A 16815-nucleotide genomic window follows, 5' to 3' on the forward strand; every position below is an offset into this window, starting at 1 on the left:
ATGAAAATCACCAAGACCCGGCTGCTCGCGCTTGCGGCGGCAACCGCCTGGATGGCGATCGGCCACGCCGCCGTCGCCGACGAGCTGTCGATCATGGCCAGCGGCGGCGCCTGGCAGGACGCGCAGCGCAAGGCGTGGTTCGAGCCGTTCACCAAGGAGACCGGAACCAAGATCGTCGAGCAGGAATATCTCGGTGATCTCGGCAAGGTCAAAGCCATGGTCGACACCGGCAACGTGCCGATCGACCTTGTGACGGTGGAAACCGCGACCGTGCTGCAGGGCTGCGACGCTGGCATCCTGGAGCGTCTCGACTACTCCAAGATCGCGCCGCGCGACAAATTCCTCGAAGGCTCCGCGCTCGATTGCGGCGTCGGCCTCGACGCCTATGGCGACGTGCTGGCCTATGACCCGACCGTGCTGAAGGAAGCGCCGACCTCGGTGCTCGACCTCTTCGACACCACCAAATTCCCGGGTAAGCGCGCCATGCGCAAGTTCCCGGCGCAGAACCTCGAATGGGCGCTGATGGCCGATGGCGTCGCGCCCGCCGACGTCTACAAGGTGCTGGGCACGCCCGAAGGCGTCGACCGCGCCTTCAAGAAGCTCGACACGATCAAGAAGGACATCGTCTGGTGGGATGCCGGCGCGCAGCCGCCGCAGCTTCTGGCTTCCAAGGAAGTGGTTATGACCACCGCCTGGAACGGCCGCATCCAGAACGCCATCGACAAGGACGGCGCGCCGTTCAAGATCGTCTGGAACAACCAGATCCTGGAATACGACATGATCGCGATTCCGAAGGGCGCCAAAAACCCGGATCTCGCCTACAAATACCTTGCCTATATCAGCCAGCCCGAGAACAACGCCAAGCTCGCCAGCTACATCACCTACGGACCGGTGCGCATCGATGCGGCGTCCTTCGTCGCCGCCGACGCCTTGCCTAAGCTGCCGAACGCTCCCGAGCATCTGAAGGGTGCCTATCTCGTCGCCGACACCGAATTCTGGGGCGACTATGGCGAGGACCTGGTCAAGCGCTTCAACGCCTGGCTCGCGCAGTAGAAGTCGATGACGGCGGTCCCGCCCAGCGAACTCGACCGGCCCGCGCTGGCCCGCGGCCGGTCAGCCGCCGATGCCGATCTCAAGTCGGTGTCGGCGGCGATCCGCCGCGCCGAGTTCGGCGACCGGCTGCGCTCGCTGGCGCTGGCCGCACCACTGTTGGTGCTGCTGGCGCTGAGCTTCGGCATCCCGATCGTGCTGTTGCTGTCGCGCGCCGTCTACGATCCGACCATCGCCAATGCCTTGCCGCAGACGTCCCAGGCGCTCAGCGGCTGGAGCGGCAGCGGCCTGCCCGACGATGCTGCCTTCCTGGCATTAGCCGCCGACCTCAAGGACAATCAGGCCAAGGGCACCTCTTATGAGCTCGCCAAGAGCCTGAACGCCCGCCTGCCTGGCGCGCGCAGCCAGGTGCTGAAGACGGTGCGCCAGCTCGAAGGCGCCGGCGACAGGCCGCCGCTGGAGGTGGTGAAATCCGTGCCGTTCTGGTCGCAGCCGGGCACCTGGCCGGCGATCGCCAGCGGCACCCACGCCGTGACCTCGTTCTATCTGCTCAGCGCCCTCGACTTGCGCTGGAACGCCGATGGTTCGATCGAACGCGTGCCGCCCGAACAGGCGATCTTCCTGCAGGTGTTCATGCGCACCTTCTTCGTCGCGGCGGCGGTGACGCTGGCGACACTCTTGCTGGGCTTTCCACTGGCCTATCTCATCGCCAGCGCGCCGAAGGGGCTGGCCGCCATCCTGATCGTCGCTGTGCTGCTGCCGTTCTGGACGTCGATCCTGGTGCGCACGGCGGCTTGGACGGTGCTGCTGCAGAAGTTCGGCCTGGTCAACCATATGCTCCTGTGGCTCGGCGTCGCCGACGACCGGCTCGACCTGATGTACAGCCGCGTCGGCCTGATCATCGCCATGACCCATATCCAGCTGCCGTTCACGCTGCTGCCGATCTACAGCGTCATGCGGACCATCCCGCCGTCGCAAATGAAGGCCGCCTATTCGCTGGGCGGGCGGCCGTTCACAGCGTTTCGCCGCATCTACCTTCCGCAGGTCTTTCCGGGTGTCATGGCCGGATGCCTGCTCACCTTCATCCTGTGCCTCGGCTACTACATCACGCCGGCGCTGATCGGCGGCGCCAGCGACCAGCTGATCAGCAACTTCATCGCCAACTACGTCAATGTCGAGCTGAACTGGGAGATGGCGGCGGCGCTCAGCTTCATCCTGCTGGTGTTCACGCTGGCGCTGTTCGGCATCTTCGCCCGCATCCTCGGCCTCGACCGGGTGAAACTCGTATAGGAGCTTCTCGCCATGATGCTGTCTCCCTATCCGACCACCGGCGAGCGCATCCGCATCGGGCTGTTGTGGCTGTGGTGCGGGCTGGTGATCCTGTTCCTGCTGGTGCCGATCCTCATTCCGGTGCCGCTGTCGTTCAACAGCGGCTCCTTCTTCATCTTTCCGCTCGAAGGCATTTCGACGCGCTGGTACGAGGTCGTGCTCGGCACCCAGCGCTGGCAGTCGGCGATCGGCAACAGCCTGCTGGTCGCCTTCGGCACGACGCTGATCGCCACGACGCTCGGCACAATGACGGCGATCGCTCTGGCCGACGAAAAATTCCCGGGACGCCGCATCGTCATGCCGCTGCTTTTGTCGCCGCTGATCGTGCCGGTGGTGATCACCGCCGTCGGCTCGTATCTGTTCTACGCCCGCGTCGGGCTGGCCAGCACCTATGCCGGTATCATCCTGGCGCATACGGCACTTGCCAGCCCCTTCGTCGTCGTCACCGTGGCGGCGAGCCTGACCGGCTTCGACCGCAATCTGATGCGCGCCGCAGCGATCTCGGGAGCCAGGCCGGTGCGGTCGTTCTTCAAGGTGATGCTGCCGCTGATCCTGCCCGGCGTACTCTCGGGCGCGGCGTTCGCCTTCGTCACCTCGTTCGACGAGGTGGTCGTGGTGCAGTTCCTGGCCAGCGCCAACCAGCGCACCATGCCGCTCGAAATGTTCATTGGCTTGCGCGAAAAACTCTCGCCCGCGATCACCGCCGCCGCGACGCTGATGATGGGCCTGTCGATCGTGCTGCTGGTCGTGGCCAATATTCTGGCGCGGCGCGGCCAGAAGCGGCCAGGCACGCGCGCATAGCCCGTTTCAGGCGACAGGCGTCCAGATCACGTCGTCGATCCTGAGCGCGCCGGTGGCGAGCATGACCAGCCGGTCGAAGCCCAGGGCCGAACCGCTCGCCTGCGGCATGATGGCGAGAGCCGAGAGAAAATCCTCGTCCAGCGGATAGCGCTCGCCATAAACGCGCTCCTTCTCGTCCATTTCGGCGGCAAAGCGGCGACGCTGCTCGGCCGGATCAGTGAGTTCGCCGAAAGCGTTGGCGAGTTCGACGCCGCAGCAATAGAGCTCGAAGCGTTCGGCAACGCGCGGGTCGGCGGCACTCGGCCGGGCGAGCGCGGCCTCCGAGATCGGATAGCCGTAAAGAATGGTGGCCCGTCCCTGCCCCAGCGCCGGCTCGACCTTTTCCACCATCACCCGGCTGAACAGGTCGGCCCAGTTGTCGTCGAACGCGGTGCGCAAGCCTGCCTTGACCAGGGCGTCATGCAGGGCGGCGCGGTCGGTGCTGCCATCCGCGGCGACCGTGGCGAGCAGGTCGATGCCGGCATAACGCGAAAACGCGTCGGCGACGCTCAGGCGCTCCGGCTCGGCGAACGGGTCGGCCTCGCGGCCGCGAAAGCGGAAGGTTTTTGCACCGGCACGCTCGGCCGCCAGCGCCAGCAGCGCAGCACAGTCGGCCATCAGGCTCTCATAGGTCTCGCCGACCCGGTACCATTCGAGCATGGTGAATTCGGGATGGTGCAAGGGGCCGCGCTCGCGGTTGCGCCAGACGGCACCCAGGCTGAAGATGCGCTGCTCGCCGGCGGCAAGCAGCTTCTTGCAGGCGAATTCCGGCGAGGTGTGGAGATAGAGCGGCGAGCGTACGGCGTCCGGCCCGATCACCTCGGTGGCGAAGGCCGACAGATGCGCCTCGTTGCCGGGCGAGACCTGCAACGCCGCGGTGGTGACTTCGATGAAGTCGCGCCGCGCGAACCAGTCGCGCATGGAGGCTGCGATCGCGTTGCGCTGGATCAGCCGCGGCCGGCGGTCGGCGTGGACGTCGGGCGTCCACCAGGGCGAAGCGGTGATCATCGGGCCAGGCTCATCGGCAATGGACGTGCAGTGGGGGCTGGCGGTTCGGACCAAGATGCGCTAGGCCGCAGCGGACGGCTCTCGCAGCCGATTTGTGCCAATCGGCTCTTTCAGGCCAACAAACTTTAGGATTGTTCCCCGTGGTGAAGGTCATCGCCAGTTCCCTACGCAAAGGCAACGTCGTCGATAAGGACGGCAAGCTCTATGTGATCCTCTTTGCCGAAAACATCCACCCTGGCAAGGGTACGCCCGTGACCCAGCTCGACATGCGCCGCATCGGCGACGGGGTAAAGGTTTCCGAGCGCTACCGGACCACCGAGCAGGTCGAGCGCGCCTATGTCGAGGAGCGCGAGCACACCTTCCTTTACGCCGACGGCGAAGGCTATCATTTCATGAACCCGGAAACCTACGACCAGGTGGCGGTGTCGGAGGGCGTGGTCGGCGACGCCGCACCCTATCTGCAGGAAGGCATGCCGGTGCAGGTCTCGCAGTTCAACGGCATCGCGATCTCGCTGGTGCTGCCGCAGCGCGCCACCTTCGAGGTGGTCGAGACCGAACCGGTGACCAAGGGCCAGACGGCCTCCTCGTCCTACAAGCCCGCCATGCTCTCCAACGGCGTGCGCACGGCGGTGCCGCCGCACATCAGCGCCGGTACACGCGTTGTGGTGATGACGGCCGACGGTGCCTATGTGGAGCGCGCCAAGGACTGAGGCGCGAGGCCTCCCTCCCCCGATGAATTCTCGATGACGCTCATTCATTCGAGCCAATGCGCGTCGGCACGACCGGCTGCACTTGGAGGATTTAGGAACTCGGAAGACCTGCTCTCGACAGCATTTCAAGCAGCCGGGAGTGATGATGGTCCTTCATATAGCGCGGCAAAAAGCCAGGGCAGACATTGCCCAGATTGAGATGTGGAAGCTGTGACAGGCAATGATGGATGGCCCGGGAAGCCTCTTCGTTGTTACCGGTCGCCGACGCGGCCGCGGCCCAATAAAGGGCGCCACGAACGAAGCCCGGCTTGGTCCTGACCACCTTGCGGGCGACTTCGAGCGCCCGCCGATCGTCACCAGCGGCGAACAGCGCCACAACCAGGCCGTGGTGACGCCAGAAGTCGATGACGTCATGCGTTCCGAGCCGGATCGCCTCGTTGGCCTCGCGCACGGCTTCGCTGAGCTGACCGCGCAAGGCGAAGAGCATCGAAATATCACCGTGGCCGCTGGGATAGCTTGGGTTGAGACTAATCGCATGCCGGCATTCGGCGATCGCCTCGTCGATACGGCCGGCGCTTTCGAGAGCAAAAGACAGGATGCACCGGGCAATCTCGTCGTCCGGCACCGCCCTCACCGCATCTTCCGCAAGTGCCAGCGCATGCTCGATTTGACCCTGCTCCCGAGACAACGCGCCAAAAGCCACGCCCATGGAGATCAAGATCGAGAGCGTCCGCTTGGCACGGGCATTGTCGGGGCTAAGCGAAAGTGCCTTCTCGGCGAGCTCTATCCCGGCCAGGAGTGAGTCTCGAGTCATCTCGAAATACTTCATGAGCGCTTCGTTCACCAACCTGCGCACTTCGGGCGGGCCGGGCGGGCTCTTGTCGCGCACTTTCCAGTTGGTCAGTTGAAGTTCGAGGATCACGGCCAGCACAACCGATTGAGCGATCCTGTCCTGGAACGCGAGGGCATTCTCGAAGTGACCGTCGAATTTTTGGGCCCAGACATTGTGACCACCGGCAGCGTCGACAAGTTGGACGTTCACCCTCAGTTCGTCCCCGGATCTCTGGACACTGCCGCTGAGCATGTAACGGGCCCTTGGAGCCGACGCCCTGGATTCCTCGCCACTCTTCTCGAGCGGCGATAGCCCTGAGATGACGATGTAGCTGGCCACCTCCGAAAGCGCCGTGGTGATGTCATGAACGAGGCCCTTGGCGAAGAAATCGTCGCCTCGCTCTCCGGTCAGATTGACGAAGTCGGCGACGCTGATGGACGGACGCCCGGTGTGCTGAACGGCCGGAGCACCATTGACCGATTGCTGGCCTGATGAGACGTCGGCAGCAGAGAGAGACTGCCAAAGCGCCCGCGTCTCGGGGCTGACGTCGACACCAAACTCCTTTTTCAGGATGCTTCTGCAAGCCTCGAATGTTCGCGACGCCTTGTCACGTTGGCCGCACGCGACCAGCAGTTCCATCTTCAGCCGATAGGCTTCCTCCCGCGTCGGCTCCATGGCCAGAATTCGATCAGCCACGGCCAGTCCGCTTTCAGCGTCCACCAGCCGGGCAAGCTTTTCCATCGACTCCAGCGCGCGGCTCAAAAGTCTTTCGCGTTCCGATGCCGCCCATTCATCGAAAGCGTTGCTTCCCAGGTAAAAGCCATCGAGAAATGGCCCGGTGCAAAGCGCCAGAGCAGTCTCGAGTTCCGGTGCGGAACGGGCTGAGAGGCCGGATTCGAACTCCCCGACGTCGACGCGAACCGCATCCGGCCTGAGGCCGATCAACTCCTTGCGGGAATGAATGAGATCCACCCCCGCTCGTGACAAATCCCGGCGCAGGACGCTGAGGGTTTGCCGCAGGCTGTTGCGTGAGTGCTCGCTATCGCTATCGCCCCATAGCAGGTCAGCAAGCCTTTCCCTTGTCGCCGACATACCCGGACAGCGGGCCAGATAGGCAATGATCGCGGGGCCTCGCTTCCCGGTCAGCCAGAGTGGGCCGACAGCCTCCTTTTCAATCCGGAAACCGCCGAAAAGCGAGATTCTACTTGCAGTGACGCCATCCGCATCTTGCATTTGCTTAACAGCTTCCCTCGTGACGAAATTCTAACTCAAAACTAACGCTTCGCAAACAGTAGAGCCGCGCCTCAAGCGCTCTCGTGACGGTCGGTCGATTAGACTTCGCTGAATTAGGGGTGACTGAGCCTGCGGCAGGCTTTGGCCCGAGGGGGCGGCGGATGTCAAAGCTTAGAGCCAATTTGCTGCTCCTGTTTGCCGCCGCCTTGTGGGGCTTCGGAAATGTCGCGCAAAAGACGGTGCTCGACCACCTCGATGCGCTGAGTGCCGTTGGTCTGCGCTGCCTGATCGGCGGGCTGCTTGTGCTGCCCTTTGTCCTGACTGAAAGGCGACTGCCGGTCGGGGCGGGCCATCTTGCCAGCCTGGCCAGAGTGGGGGCGCTGTTTGCCATCTCCATCATGCTTCAGCAGCTTTGCTATCTCGGCGCCACCGTCACGAATGCAAGCTTTCTGATAAGCACGGCAACGGTGATGACGCCGCTGGCTGCGTGGCTACTTATCGGCGAACGTCCGACAGCCAGTCTGACATTCGCCGCCGGATTGACCGTAGTCGGTGCCCTGCTCTTGTCCGGCGGGATCGCCGGTTTCAGCGCTGGCGATCTCACCGCTGTCCTGTCGGCTGCCTGTTATGCGCTCTGGACGGTCGAGCTTGGCCAGCATATGCAGACCCACGGGCGGCCATTCACCGCCGCGGCGACACAGTTCCTCGGCGCCGCCGCCTTCGCCCTGCCGCTCGGGGCAATGCACGGCAATTTGTCGATGGCCGCTGCATTTGCAGCCGGCCCGGAACTGGCGGTCCTCGGTATATTCTCCACCGCATTTGCTTTCGGCATACAGATTGTCGCCCTGCGCTACACCTCGGCCAGCCATGCCGCCGTGATCGTCAGTGCCGAAAGCGTCTTCGGCGCGCTAGGCGCGGCGATCTTCCTCGGGGAGCAGACCTCGCCAGCAGGCGCATTGGGGGGCGCGATCATTCTCGGCGCGATCCTGTCGGTCGCAATGTCGAACCGAACGCCGCAGGCACGTGCGCCCCTGCAGACCGATCCGATTCAACCATTCGACGCTCCGGTGCCAGCCTTCGCCGCCGCCAATCCCGGTCAAGAGGAGGCACGCCATGCTCCTTACCGAGACCCTTCCTCGCTGCGCTCGTCTTGATTGCCGTGCATTGACCACCTCGAAAAACAGCCCGTTGTTGAAATGGAGAGTACCATGTTCGAACGTGTGTCCGAGGAAGCCGGTCCCTCATTCCTGAGACTGGCAACGTTGCTTGCGGCGTCGATGTTTGGGGGGCTGCCGGCACATGCCTCCAATGTCGATGTGGCGATCGTGTTCGCCGTCGATTTCTCGTCCTCGATTGACCCGAAGATTGCCGACCTGCAGCGCGAGGGACATGCCGCGGCACTTACTTCGCCCGAGATCATTGCCGCCATCACCCGAAATTATCTTGGCTGCATCGGGGTGGCCTATTTTGAATGGTCGAGCCCCGGGCACACGCGCATTGTGCTGCCGTGGACAAGGATCTGCGGGCTCGAAGATGCCAAGGCAGCGGCGGCGGTGATCAGCAAGAAGGGCGATACCGGCTATACCCGCAGAGGCCGAGGCGGAACATCGGTTTCCTCGGCCATCGACGTCGGAAGTCTCCTGCTCGATCAGTTTCCTGGAAACGCGATGAAGAAAGTGATCGACATCTCTTCCAATGGCGAGAACAACGACGGGCTTCCGGTTCAGCCGAGCAGGCTGAACGCCATCACCAAGGGATACACGATCAATGCAATCGCCATTCCAACGGAAGGCGAGAACCCGGAGCAACCGTTGGCATCCTACTTTGCCCGATCGGTCATTGGCGGCTCCCAAGCCTTCGTCATATCGCCGACGGGGCCAAACGACTACATCAAGGCCCTTCGCCGGAAGCTGGTGACGGAAGTAAGCATGAACGCAGCCCCTGCCGCCACAAGTGGATGGGGACTCATCACACCCGTGGTTCCGCATATGCAAGACTAAGCCTACTCCCTCATCGGCCCCAGCAGCCGGATTTGATCCGCTGCATTGCCTTCTGAGGCCGCTCGCTCAATAGTCCTGCCGATGTTGCAGACCATAGTGAGTCACTGGCCTCAGCTTATCTTGATCATTTCGGTGGCGATGGCGGCCGTCGGCATCGCTCATGCCATCATGACAAAGGAAGACGTGCGCGCGGCAACCGGCTGGGTGGGCGTTATGCTGCTGTCGCCATTCCTCGGCGCGATCATCTACACCGTAGCCGGCATAAACCGTATCCGTCGTGCAACGATCAGCGCGCAGCGGCCGACCGCCGGTGAGACGGCAACTGCAGAGCGCGAGCGCGACATCGCCAGCGAAGAGCTGATCTTCGAGCGCTACGGCCAGCGTTTCGCCGGACTGAAGACATTGGGCGACAGAGTGGCGCGGCGCGCCCTGACGTCGGGAAACACAATCACGATCTTGAAGACCGGTGACGAAGCCTATGCCGTGATGTGCCGGGCGATCGACGATGCGCAACGCAGCATCCTTCTCGAGACCTACATCTTCGACAATGACGATGTCGGGCGGCTTTTCGTCGACTCGCTGGCCGGAGCGGTCCGCAGGGGCGTCAGCGTTCGCGTGTTGATCGATGCCGTTGGTGTGCGCTACTCGGTCCCCAGCATCCTGAAGCTCCTGCGAGAGGCCAACGTCACCGTCGATCTCTTCAATGGCAACATCGTCATGGGCCTGCGACTTCCCTATGCCAATCTGAGAACGCACAGGAAAATCCTGGTTGTCGACGGCATGGTGGCATTCACGGGAGGCATGAACATCCGAAAGGGATTCTCAGCCGAATTCGCGGGTTCCACCAGCGCTGGGGATACGCATTTCCAGGTCACCGGACCGGTCGTGGCCGACCTCTTTTCGGTTGCCGCCGAGGATTGGCGTTTTGCCGGCAACGAGGCGCTGAAGGGCGAGACATGGCATGTGGAAAAACCCTTGCCGCCTCCCGATCAGCCTATGCTGGTGCGGGCGGTGGCGTCGGGGCCGGATGCCAGTATCGAGACGAACCACAAATTGCTGATGGGGGCATTTTCCGTCGCCCGCAAATCGATCCGCATCATGTCGCCCTATTTCCTGCCGGACCGGGAACTGATCAGCGCGCTGACCACGGCAGCCCGGCGCGGCGTCGAGATCGACATCGTCGTGCCAGCGGTGAACAACCTCTTCCTCGTCGACCGCGCCATGACGGCGCAGTTCGACCAGGTGCTGAAGCACTATTGCCGCGTGTGGCGCCACGCGGGGGCGTTCGATCATTCGAAGTTGCTGTCGGTCGATGGGGTGTGGGCCTATATAGGTTCCTCCAACCTCGACGCCCGGTCGCTCAGGCTGAACTTCGAGATCGACATGGAGGTTCTGGATGCAGGCTTTGCCGCCGAGATCGACGCGCGTATCGGATCGGCAATTCAATCCGCGACACAAGTGACGCTCGACGCCTTGAAGGCCCGGCCATTCATCGTTCGCCTGTTCGACCGGGTGCTGTGGTTGGGATCGCCTTATCTCTAGCCGGACCTATATCTGGGGAAGACGAGCAGCAGACACGATGAAGAGAACCGGCCGCAGCCTTCCCGAGAACATGCTCCTGTCCATTCGCCGCCGAAAATCCCGGACGACGAGGACCGAGCCGCGCGAGCCTGTGGACGGCGCCAGTGCGCTGGTCGCATCCTACAACGTCCACAAATGCGTTGGCGTCGACAGAAAATTCGACCCCGAACGAATTGTCCGCGTCATCCGGGAAATCTGCCCTGATGTCATGGCGCTGCAGGAGGCCGACAACCGTTTCGGCGACCGCGCCGGGCTTCTCGATCTTGGGCGTCTCGAAATGGAGACCGGCCTGGTGCCCGTGCCGGTGTCCGGAAACGGCAAGGGGCACGGCTGGCACGGCAACGTCCTTTTGTTCAAGCGCGGCACGGTTCGCGATGTCCACCAGATAAAGCTGCCGGGGCTCGAGCCGCGCGGGGCGCTGGTAGCCGAAATCGACATGGACGAAAAACGGACGCTGCGTGTCATCGCCGCGCATCTCGGCTTGCTGCGCCGCTCACGCTCCGAACAGGCGCGCGTCGTGCTCGATATCATGAACAGCCCGGACGAAAAGCCGACGCTGCTGCTCGGCGACCTCAACGAATGGCGGCTCGGCAACCGTTCCGCGCTGAACACGCTGCATACGACTTTCGGGCCGTCGCCGCCGGCGGTTCCCACCTTTCCATCGAGCCTGCCGCTGCTCGCGCTCGACCGGATCATGGCAAACCGGCACGGGATGATCTCGTCGGTGGAAGCCCATGACACGCCGCTGTCACGGGTCGCCTCCGATCATCTGCCGCTTACGGCTTTCGTGCACCTCTAACGCAGCGCCTCATCCGTCCCGCAGCCAGACCAGCATCTCGCCGGGCTCGCGATTGTCCCAGGCGTAGTAGGGAACCGCCGTAAGCTTTGTCTCCTCCACGGCAGGCGCATCGGTGCGGTAGAGGCCGCTGTCCCAGTTCTCGGCCGCCTCCCTGCTGCCGGTGGCCGAAAGCGTCACGACACCGCCTAGCACGTTTGGCTCGGTATGCGCCTCGATCTCGGCCGTGCGCGGCAAGGTGATGCGGTGCAGCTGGCCGGCATTGTCGGTCGCCTCGACGCAGTAGATCAGCGGACCGCGGGCAAGTGCGACGCGGCCGATATCCTGGCGAACTTCGGGGTTGGCGAAGAGCCGGGCGATCGACATGTCGAGCTCGAGCTCGACGCGATCGCCGCGCTGCCATTCGCGCTGGATCGCGGCATAGCCGTCCCTGGTCACGCTCCCCAGATCAACAGCGGCGCCATTGACCCTGAGCGCCGCCTTGCGGCACCAGGACGGTACGCGCAGGTGAAGCGTAAACTCGACCGGCGCCGCCGGCTCGACGCGGATCGAGACGGCGCCATCCCAGGGATAGTTGCTGGTCTGGACGAGCTCGACCTGCCCTCCCTTGATCTCGAAGCGGGTGGTCGAGTCGCCATAGAGGTGGACGGCCAAGGCATCGTCCGAGAGGCCGTAGAAATAGCTGCCGATCGAAGCGACCATGCGGCCGATATTGGGCGGGCAGCACGGGCAGCGGTGCCATTTCCAGCGGTTGTGCCTGCCGCGGCTTTCCAGCGGGTTTTCGTAGAAGAACAGCGAGCCGTCGAGCGACAGGCCGGAGATCGAGCCGTTGTAGAGCGCCCGCTCCATCATGTCGGCGTAGCGCGCGTTGGGCCCCATGCCGAGCATGCGGCTCGCCCAGAACACCAGCCCGACCGAGGCGCAGGTCTCGGCATAGGCGGTCTCGTTGGGGAGATCATAGTCGGCGGTAAAACCCTCATTGTGCGCCGACGGCCCGATACCGCCGGTGATGTAGAGGTTCTTGGTGGTCAGGTCGTCCCACAGACGATCAAGCGCCACCCTGAGCGTGTCGTCGCCATATTCGGTGGCGATATCGGCCATGCCGGAGAAAAGGTACATCGCCCGCACCGCGTGGCCGACGACCTTGTCCTGCTCGCGCACCGGCCTGTGCGACTGGTTGTATTCGTAGGTCTTGAAATGATAGGCCTTCGGGTCGGCGCCGCGGGCGCGCGCCTCCTCGTCGAAATAATGCGGCTGCTGTCCACGCTGGTCGATGAAGTACTTTGCCAGATCCATGTACTTTTGCTCGCCGGTGACCCGCGAAAGCTTGACCAGCGCCAGCTCGATCTCCTCATGGCCGCAATAGCCCTTCTTCTTGCCGGGCTCGGGACCGAAGGTGTCGGCGATGTGGTCGACATAGCGGCACATGATGTCGAGCAGCTTGCGCTTGCCCGTGGCCTGATAATAGGCGACGGCGCCCTCGATCAGATGACCGGCGCAATAGAGTTCGTGGCAGTCGCGCAAATTGGTCCAGCGCAAGCCCGGCTGGATGCGCTGATACCAGCTCGACAGATAGCCGTCGGGCTGCTGCAGTTTGCCGTACATGTCGATGACGGTGTCGATCTTGGCCTCCAGCGCATCGTTGCGGCGGCGGTAGAGCGAGTAGGCCGCGGTCTCGATCGTCTTGCCCCAATCGGAATCCCAGAACATCTGGGTGGTCACCGTCGAGCCGGTGAACTCGTTGCCGGTGAAGGAGACTTCGTCGGGCGACGGCGAGTGGAACGGGATGACGACACCCGGCGATGGCCGGTCGGGGTCGATCTGCTCCAGCATGCGCGCGGCAACGCAGCGCTCGTAGAGGATGTCGGCGGTGCGCGAGGCCACCGCATCGACGCGGTCGCCCCAGAAGCCGCGCACATCGACCTGCGGCACCGGCAGCGGCCGGAAGGCGAGCATCGGCTTGCCCGAGGTGACGGTCTTGCTGGCGGGTTGTTTGGCGGATTGCGTTGCGGTCATCAATTCAACTCCGTTCGAATGCGATTGGTCATTTCACGGCCCCTGCCATCAGGCCGCGGATGTAGAAGCGCTGCAGCAAGAGGAAGAGGATCAGGCACGGCACCATCATCACGGTGACGCCCGCCTGCACCGCGCCCCAGTCGATGGCGCCGAAGCGGCCGGACTGCAGCGCCGTCATCATGATCGGCAGCGTAAATTTCGACTGGTCGGTCATCAGCACCAGGGCCGCCAGGAATTCGTTCCAGGCGCCGAGGAAGGCGAACAGCGCGATGGTGACGATGCCCGGCCAGACCAGCGGCAGCATCACCCTGATCAGCATGGTGACGTTGTTGGCGCCGTCCATGCGCGCGGCTTCCTCGATCTCGCGCGGCACCGCGTCGAAGGCATTGCGCATCATGAAGATCGAGAACGGCAGCTGCAGCGTGACATAGACGCAGACCAGCCCGGTCAGCGTGTTGTGCAGGCCGATCTTGGTCAGCACCAGAAAGATCGGCGTCAGGATCGACTGGAACGGGATCATGATCGTCGACAGGATGACGACGAAGAGCAGGTCCTTGAACGGAAAGCGGAAGCGCGAGAAGCCGTAGCCGGCGAGCACGCTGACGATGACGGAGAACACCACCGTCATCACCGAGACATAGATGCTGTTTTGCGCCGGCAGCCAGAGCCCGTCGCCGAAGGTGTTGAGCGTGCCGTAGTTCTCGACCGAGAAGCCTGTCGTCGGCCAGGGCGGCAGCGGCGGCAGGCGCGCCTCCTGCGAGGGCTTGAAGGCCGACAGCACGGTCCAGACGATCGGCGCCAGGAACAGCACCGAGGCGATCATGCCGGTGGCGTGCTCGGCGATGCCGAGGCGCAAGCGGCTGCTGCGGCTGCGTGCCTGCGCCATCAGTCGACCCCCTCGGGTTTGCGCAGCAGCCAGAGCTGGATCGTGCTGAGCGCGACCAGGATGGCGAGCAGGATCATCGACAGTGCCGCGCCATAGCCCAGCTTGAACGAGACGAACGACTGGTTGAAGATCCAGTAGACGGCGGTCAGCGTCTGGTTGCGCGGGCCGCCGCGCAGGATGATGTAGAACTGGTCGAAGGCGAGGATGGATCCTGCGACCGACAGGATCAGCGCCAGTGCCAGCGTGCGGCGCATCAGCGGCAGCGTGATCGCCCGGAAGCGGGCGAACGCCCCTGCCCCGTCGATCATCGCCGCCTCCTGCAAGTCGGTCGGGATCGACTGCAGGCCGGTCATCAGGATGATCATTGTGAAGCCCGCCACCTTCCACACGACCATGGCGATGATCGACCAGAAGGCCGGCTGGAAGGTGGCCAGAAGGTTGACCTTCTTTGCGGTCAGGCCGAGGTCGAAGGCGGCCGGGCTGAACAGGCCGGAATCGACATTCAAGAGCCACGACCAGAGCAGGCTCGCCGAAGCGAAGCCGATGACGGCCGGCATGAAGAAGGACGTGCGGTAGAACCCGGTGAGCCGCCGCGGACGCTCGATGAACAGCGCCAGCGGAAAGGCAACCGCGAAGATCGCGATCGTCACCACCAGCGTGTACCAGCCGGTGAAGCGCAGCGCGTTCCAGAACCTGGTGTCGCGCAGGATCGCCCAGTAATTGGCAAGGCCGATGAAGCTGTGCTCGCCCATCAGCGGCCAGTTGTGCAGCGACATCCACGCCGTCATGCCGAGCGGGATGATGAAGAACACCACGACCAGCGCCACCGCCGGCGCGACATAGAGCAGGCCGACCCATTGCCGACGCCCGGCGCCGACCAGTTTCCTGGGGCGGGCTGGAGCGGAGGTTGCGGTGATGGTGGTCATGGCTGGGCCTTCCCTTCTCCCCCTGTGGGAGAAGGTGGATCGGCGCGCAGCGCCGAGACGGATGAGGGGTGCTGGAAGGAATGAGGCGGCGGCGATTTCGAACGTATCGCCAAGCTGGAGCACCCCTCATCCGACCGAGCTTCGCTCGGCCACCTTCTCCCACAAGGGGAGAAGGAAGGGCGAACCGCGCGGCGCCTCGAGCCGGCAATGCAAGTAAGCTTCCTCAACGCGACAATCCTACCGTTAGCGATGCGATGTCCGGCCGCCCGGCCAGGGAGACGGGGCGGGCGGCCGGGTCAGGACCTTGGACGGCAGGGCGTTGCGCCACCCTGCCGTCCAGCCAGTCCTTATTTCTGCGGCGCCTGGTCGATGATCGACTGCATGGTCTCCTGCGCGTTCGAAATCGCGCCGTCGACATCGTCGCCGAAGAAGACCTCGTTGACCATCTGCGTCCACGGGCCGTTGGCGGAGTTGATCAGATCGTTGAACACCACCGTATAGGGCGTGCGGCCCTTGGCCATGGCTTCGGCGGCGATCTGGTAGCGCGGATCGAGATCCTTGAGCGCCTCCTTGGCGATGTCGCCGCGCACCGGCAGGCTGCCGTATTTCGCCAAAATGGTCTGGCCTTCCAGCGAATAGGCGAAGTCCAGAAACTCCTTCACCACGGCGAGTTTCTTGGTGCCCTTGGTGACGACGAAATTGTCGCCGCCGGCAAAGGACGACCAGCCGCCATCCTTGCCCGGCAGGAAGGTGACGCCATAATCGACATTCGGGTACTGCGTGTTCAAAGCGCCGATGGCGAAGGCGCCCGACGGCGTGATGCCGATATTGCCGGCGGCAAAGGCGGCAAAGAAATTGGAGCCGGTGTCGGTCTGCGCGCCGGCCGGCACCAGGTCCTTCTTGACCATCGAGCGGTAGAGGTCGATGGCGCCGCGCAGCTGCGGACTGTCCAGCGTCGCCTTGGAGCCATCTTCGCTCAGGATATCGCCGCCCGAGGCCCAGATCAGCGGCGTGAAGGTGAAGATGTTGCAGCCGCCGCAATTGCCGGAGAAATAGAAGCCCTTGATGTCGCCGCCGAGCGCGTTGACCTTTTCGGCGTCGGCTTCGATCTCGGCCCAGTTGGTCGGGCCCTTTTCGGGATCGAGCCCGGCCTGCTTGAACAGTTTTTTGTTCCAGATCAGCACCGAGCTGTCGGCCGAGAACGGCAGGCCGTAGATGCGGCCCTTGTAGGTGCCGGTCTTGACATGGGCCGGCGACAGGCTGGCGAAATAAGGCAGCGACTTCGCCCAGTCAGTGATGTCTTCCAACTGGCCGGCGGCGGAAAAAGCCGGCGTGTAAATCAGGTCGAGCGACAGCGCGTCGGGCGCGGTGCCGCCGGCGGCCGCTGCGCCATATTTCGGGATGATCTCGGCATTGGGGATGATGTCGAGCTTGATCTGGTTCTCATGCGCCTTGTTGAAGGCATCGACGATGCGCGGCATGAAGTTCGAGCCGTCGGCGCGAACCCAGATGTTGGCGGTGTCGGCGGCCATTGCGGGCAAGGCAAAGATGCTCGCGGCAAGAGCGAGCCCGGCTATCATGGTCTTCATGGTCTTCCTCCTCATAGGT

General features: G+C 63.7%; 14 protein-coding genes. 8 read left to right on the plus strand and 6 right to left on the minus strand.

What is annotated here, in order from left to right; all coding sequences use genetic code 11:
• From AC04SI_RS20645 to AC04SI_RS20655, 3 genes are read left to right on the plus strand one after another with little or no spacing between them, the layout of a single operon-like run.
• Window positions 1-1053, plus strand: a complete 1053-nt coding sequence (locus tag AC04SI_RS20645; protein WP_006204043.1) for an ABC transporter substrate-binding protein — start codon at window positions 1-3, stop codon at window positions 1051-1053.
• A 6-nt stretch (window positions 1054-1059) separates the two neighbouring features.
• Window positions 1060-2340 (plus strand): ABC transporter permease, encoded by a 1281-nt coding sequence (locus AC04SI_RS20650; RefSeq protein ID WP_404275877.1) that lies wholly within the window; start codon window positions 1060-1062, stop codon window positions 2338-2340.
• 12 nt (window positions 2341-2352) lie between these two features.
• Complete coding sequence (locus AC04SI_RS20655; RefSeq protein ID WP_404275879.1) at window positions 2353-3180, plus strand: ABC transporter permease; 828 nt, start codon at window positions 2353-2355, stop codon at window positions 3178-3180.
• 6 nt (window positions 3181-3186) lie between these two features.
• Here AC04SI_RS20655 and epmA read toward each other — a convergent pair whose 3' ends face one another.
• Complete coding sequence (gene epmA, locus AC04SI_RS20660; protein ID WP_404275880.1) at window positions 3187-4227, minus strand: EF-P lysine aminoacylase EpmA; 1041 nt, start codon at window positions 4225-4227, stop codon at window positions 3187-3189.
• 140 nt (window positions 4228-4367) lie between these two features.
• Here epmA and efp point away from each other — a divergent pair, with 140 nt between their 5' ends.
• A complete protein-coding gene (gene efp / locus AC04SI_RS20665; protein ID WP_404275882.1) occupies window positions 4368-4937 on the plus strand; it encodes an elongation factor P in 570 nt (189 codons plus the stop codon).
• Between the two features lie 91 nt (window positions 4938-5028).
• Here efp and AC04SI_RS20670 read toward each other — a convergent pair whose 3' ends face one another.
• Window positions 5029-7002 carry a BTAD domain-containing putative transcriptional regulator gene (locus tag AC04SI_RS20670; protein WP_404275883.1) on the minus strand — a complete coding sequence of 658 codons (1974 nt, stop codon included), beginning with the start codon at window positions 7000-7002 and terminating at the stop codon, window positions 5029-5031.
• A 161-nt stretch (window positions 7003-7163) separates the two neighbouring features.
• On the opposite strand from AC04SI_RS20670, the gene AC04SI_RS20675 reads away from it, so the two are divergent.
• The 4 genes from AC04SI_RS20675 (at window position 7164) to AC04SI_RS20690 (ending at window position 11382) form a co-directional block, all read left to right on the plus strand.
• Window positions 7164-8156, plus strand: a complete 993-nt coding sequence (locus tag AC04SI_RS20675; protein WP_488474819.1) for a DMT family transporter — start codon at window positions 7164-7166, stop codon at window positions 8154-8156.
• Window positions 8157-8210: 54 nt separating this feature from the next.
• Window positions 8211-9002 carry a DUF1194 domain-containing protein gene (locus AC04SI_RS20680; protein WP_404275885.1) on the plus strand — a complete coding sequence of 264 codons (792 nt, stop codon included), beginning with the start codon at window positions 8211-8213 and terminating at the stop codon, window positions 9000-9002.
• Between the two features lie 81 nt (window positions 9003-9083).
• A complete protein-coding gene (locus AC04SI_RS20685; protein ID WP_404275886.1) occupies window positions 9084-10544 on the plus strand; it encodes a phospholipase D-like domain-containing protein in 1461 nt (486 codons plus the stop codon).
• 37 nt (window positions 10545-10581) lie between these two features.
• Window positions 10582-11382, plus strand: a complete 801-nt coding sequence (locus tag AC04SI_RS20690) for an endonuclease/exonuclease/phosphatase family protein (RefSeq protein WP_404275888.1) — start codon at window positions 10582-10584, stop codon at window positions 11380-11382.
• Between the two features lie 9 nt (window positions 11383-11391).
• On the opposite strand, the gene AC04SI_RS20695 is transcribed toward AC04SI_RS20690, so the two are convergent.
• The 4 genes from AC04SI_RS20695 to AC04SI_RS20710 form a co-directional block, all read right to left on the minus strand.
• A complete protein-coding gene (locus tag AC04SI_RS20695; RefSeq protein WP_488474798.1) occupies window positions 11392-13395 on the minus strand; it encodes a glycoside hydrolase family 127 protein in 2004 nt (667 codons plus the stop codon).
• A gap of 28 nt (window positions 13396-13423) precedes the next feature.
• On the minus strand, window positions 13424-14281 hold the full coding sequence (locus AC04SI_RS20700) for a carbohydrate ABC transporter permease (RefSeq protein ID WP_006205735.1): 858 nt from the start codon (window positions 14279-14281) through the stop codon (window positions 13424-13426).
• Complete coding sequence (locus tag AC04SI_RS20705; protein ID WP_404275890.1) at window positions 14281-15207, minus strand: carbohydrate ABC transporter permease; 927 nt, start codon at window positions 15205-15207, stop codon at window positions 14281-14283. The genes AC04SI_RS20700 and AC04SI_RS20705 overlap by 1 nt, the downstream gene beginning before the upstream one ends.
• A gap of 347 nt (window positions 15208-15554) precedes the next feature.
• A complete protein-coding gene (locus AC04SI_RS20710) occupies window positions 15555-16796 on the minus strand; it encodes an ABC transporter substrate-binding protein (protein ID WP_488474799.1) in 1242 nt (413 codons plus the stop codon).
• Window positions 16797-16815: the final 19 nt, after the last annotated feature.

It is taken from the genome of Mesorhizobium sp. CNPSo 4689 (assembly GCF_057784325.1).

Coding starts and splice junctions, on each gene's coding strand:
- AC04SI_RS20645 (WP_006204043.1), top strand. CDS start 1: ATGAAAATCACCAAGACCCGGCTGCTCGCGCTTGCGGCGGCAACCGCC.
- AC04SI_RS20650 (WP_404275877.1), top strand. CDS start 1,060: ATGACGGCGGTCCCGCCCAGCGAACTCGACCGGCCCGCGCTGGCCCGC.
- AC04SI_RS20655 (WP_404275879.1), top strand. CDS start 2,353: ATGATGCTGTCTCCCTATCCGACCACCGGCGAGCGCATCCGCATCGGG.
- epmA (WP_404275880.1), bottom strand. CDS start 4,227: ATGATCACCGCTTCGCCCTGGTGGACGCCCGACGTCCACGCCGACCGC.
- AC04SI_RS20670 (WP_404275883.1), bottom strand. CDS start 7,002: ATGCAAGATGCGGATGGCGTCACTGCAAGTAGAATCTCGCTTTTCGGC.
- AC04SI_RS20675 (WP_488474819.1), top strand. CDS start 7,164: ATGTCAAAGCTTAGAGCCAATTTGCTGCTCCTGTTTGCCGCCGCCTTG.
- AC04SI_RS20680 (WP_404275885.1), top strand. CDS start 8,211: ATGTTCGAACGTGTGTCCGAGGAAGCCGGTCCCTCATTCCTGAGACTG.
- AC04SI_RS20685 (WP_404275886.1), top strand. CDS start 9,084: ATGTTGCAGACCATAGTGAGTCACTGGCCTCAGCTTATCTTGATCATT.
- AC04SI_RS20690 (WP_404275888.1), top strand. CDS start 10,582: ATGAAGAGAACCGGCCGCAGCCTTCCCGAGAACATGCTCCTGTCCATT.
- AC04SI_RS20695 (WP_488474798.1), bottom strand. CDS start 13,395: ATGACCGCAACGCAATCCGCCAAACAACCCGCCAGCAAGACCGTCACC.
- AC04SI_RS20700 (WP_006205735.1), bottom strand. CDS start 14,281: ATGGCGCAGGCACGCAGCCGCAGCAGCCGCTTGCGCCTCGGCATCGCC.
- AC04SI_RS20705 (WP_404275890.1), bottom strand. CDS start 15,207: ATGACCACCATCACCGCAACCTCCGCTCCAGCCCGCCCCAGGAAACTG.
- AC04SI_RS20710 (WP_488474799.1), bottom strand. CDS start 16,796: ATGAAGACCATGATAGCCGGGCTCGCTCTTGCCGCGAGCATCTTTGCC.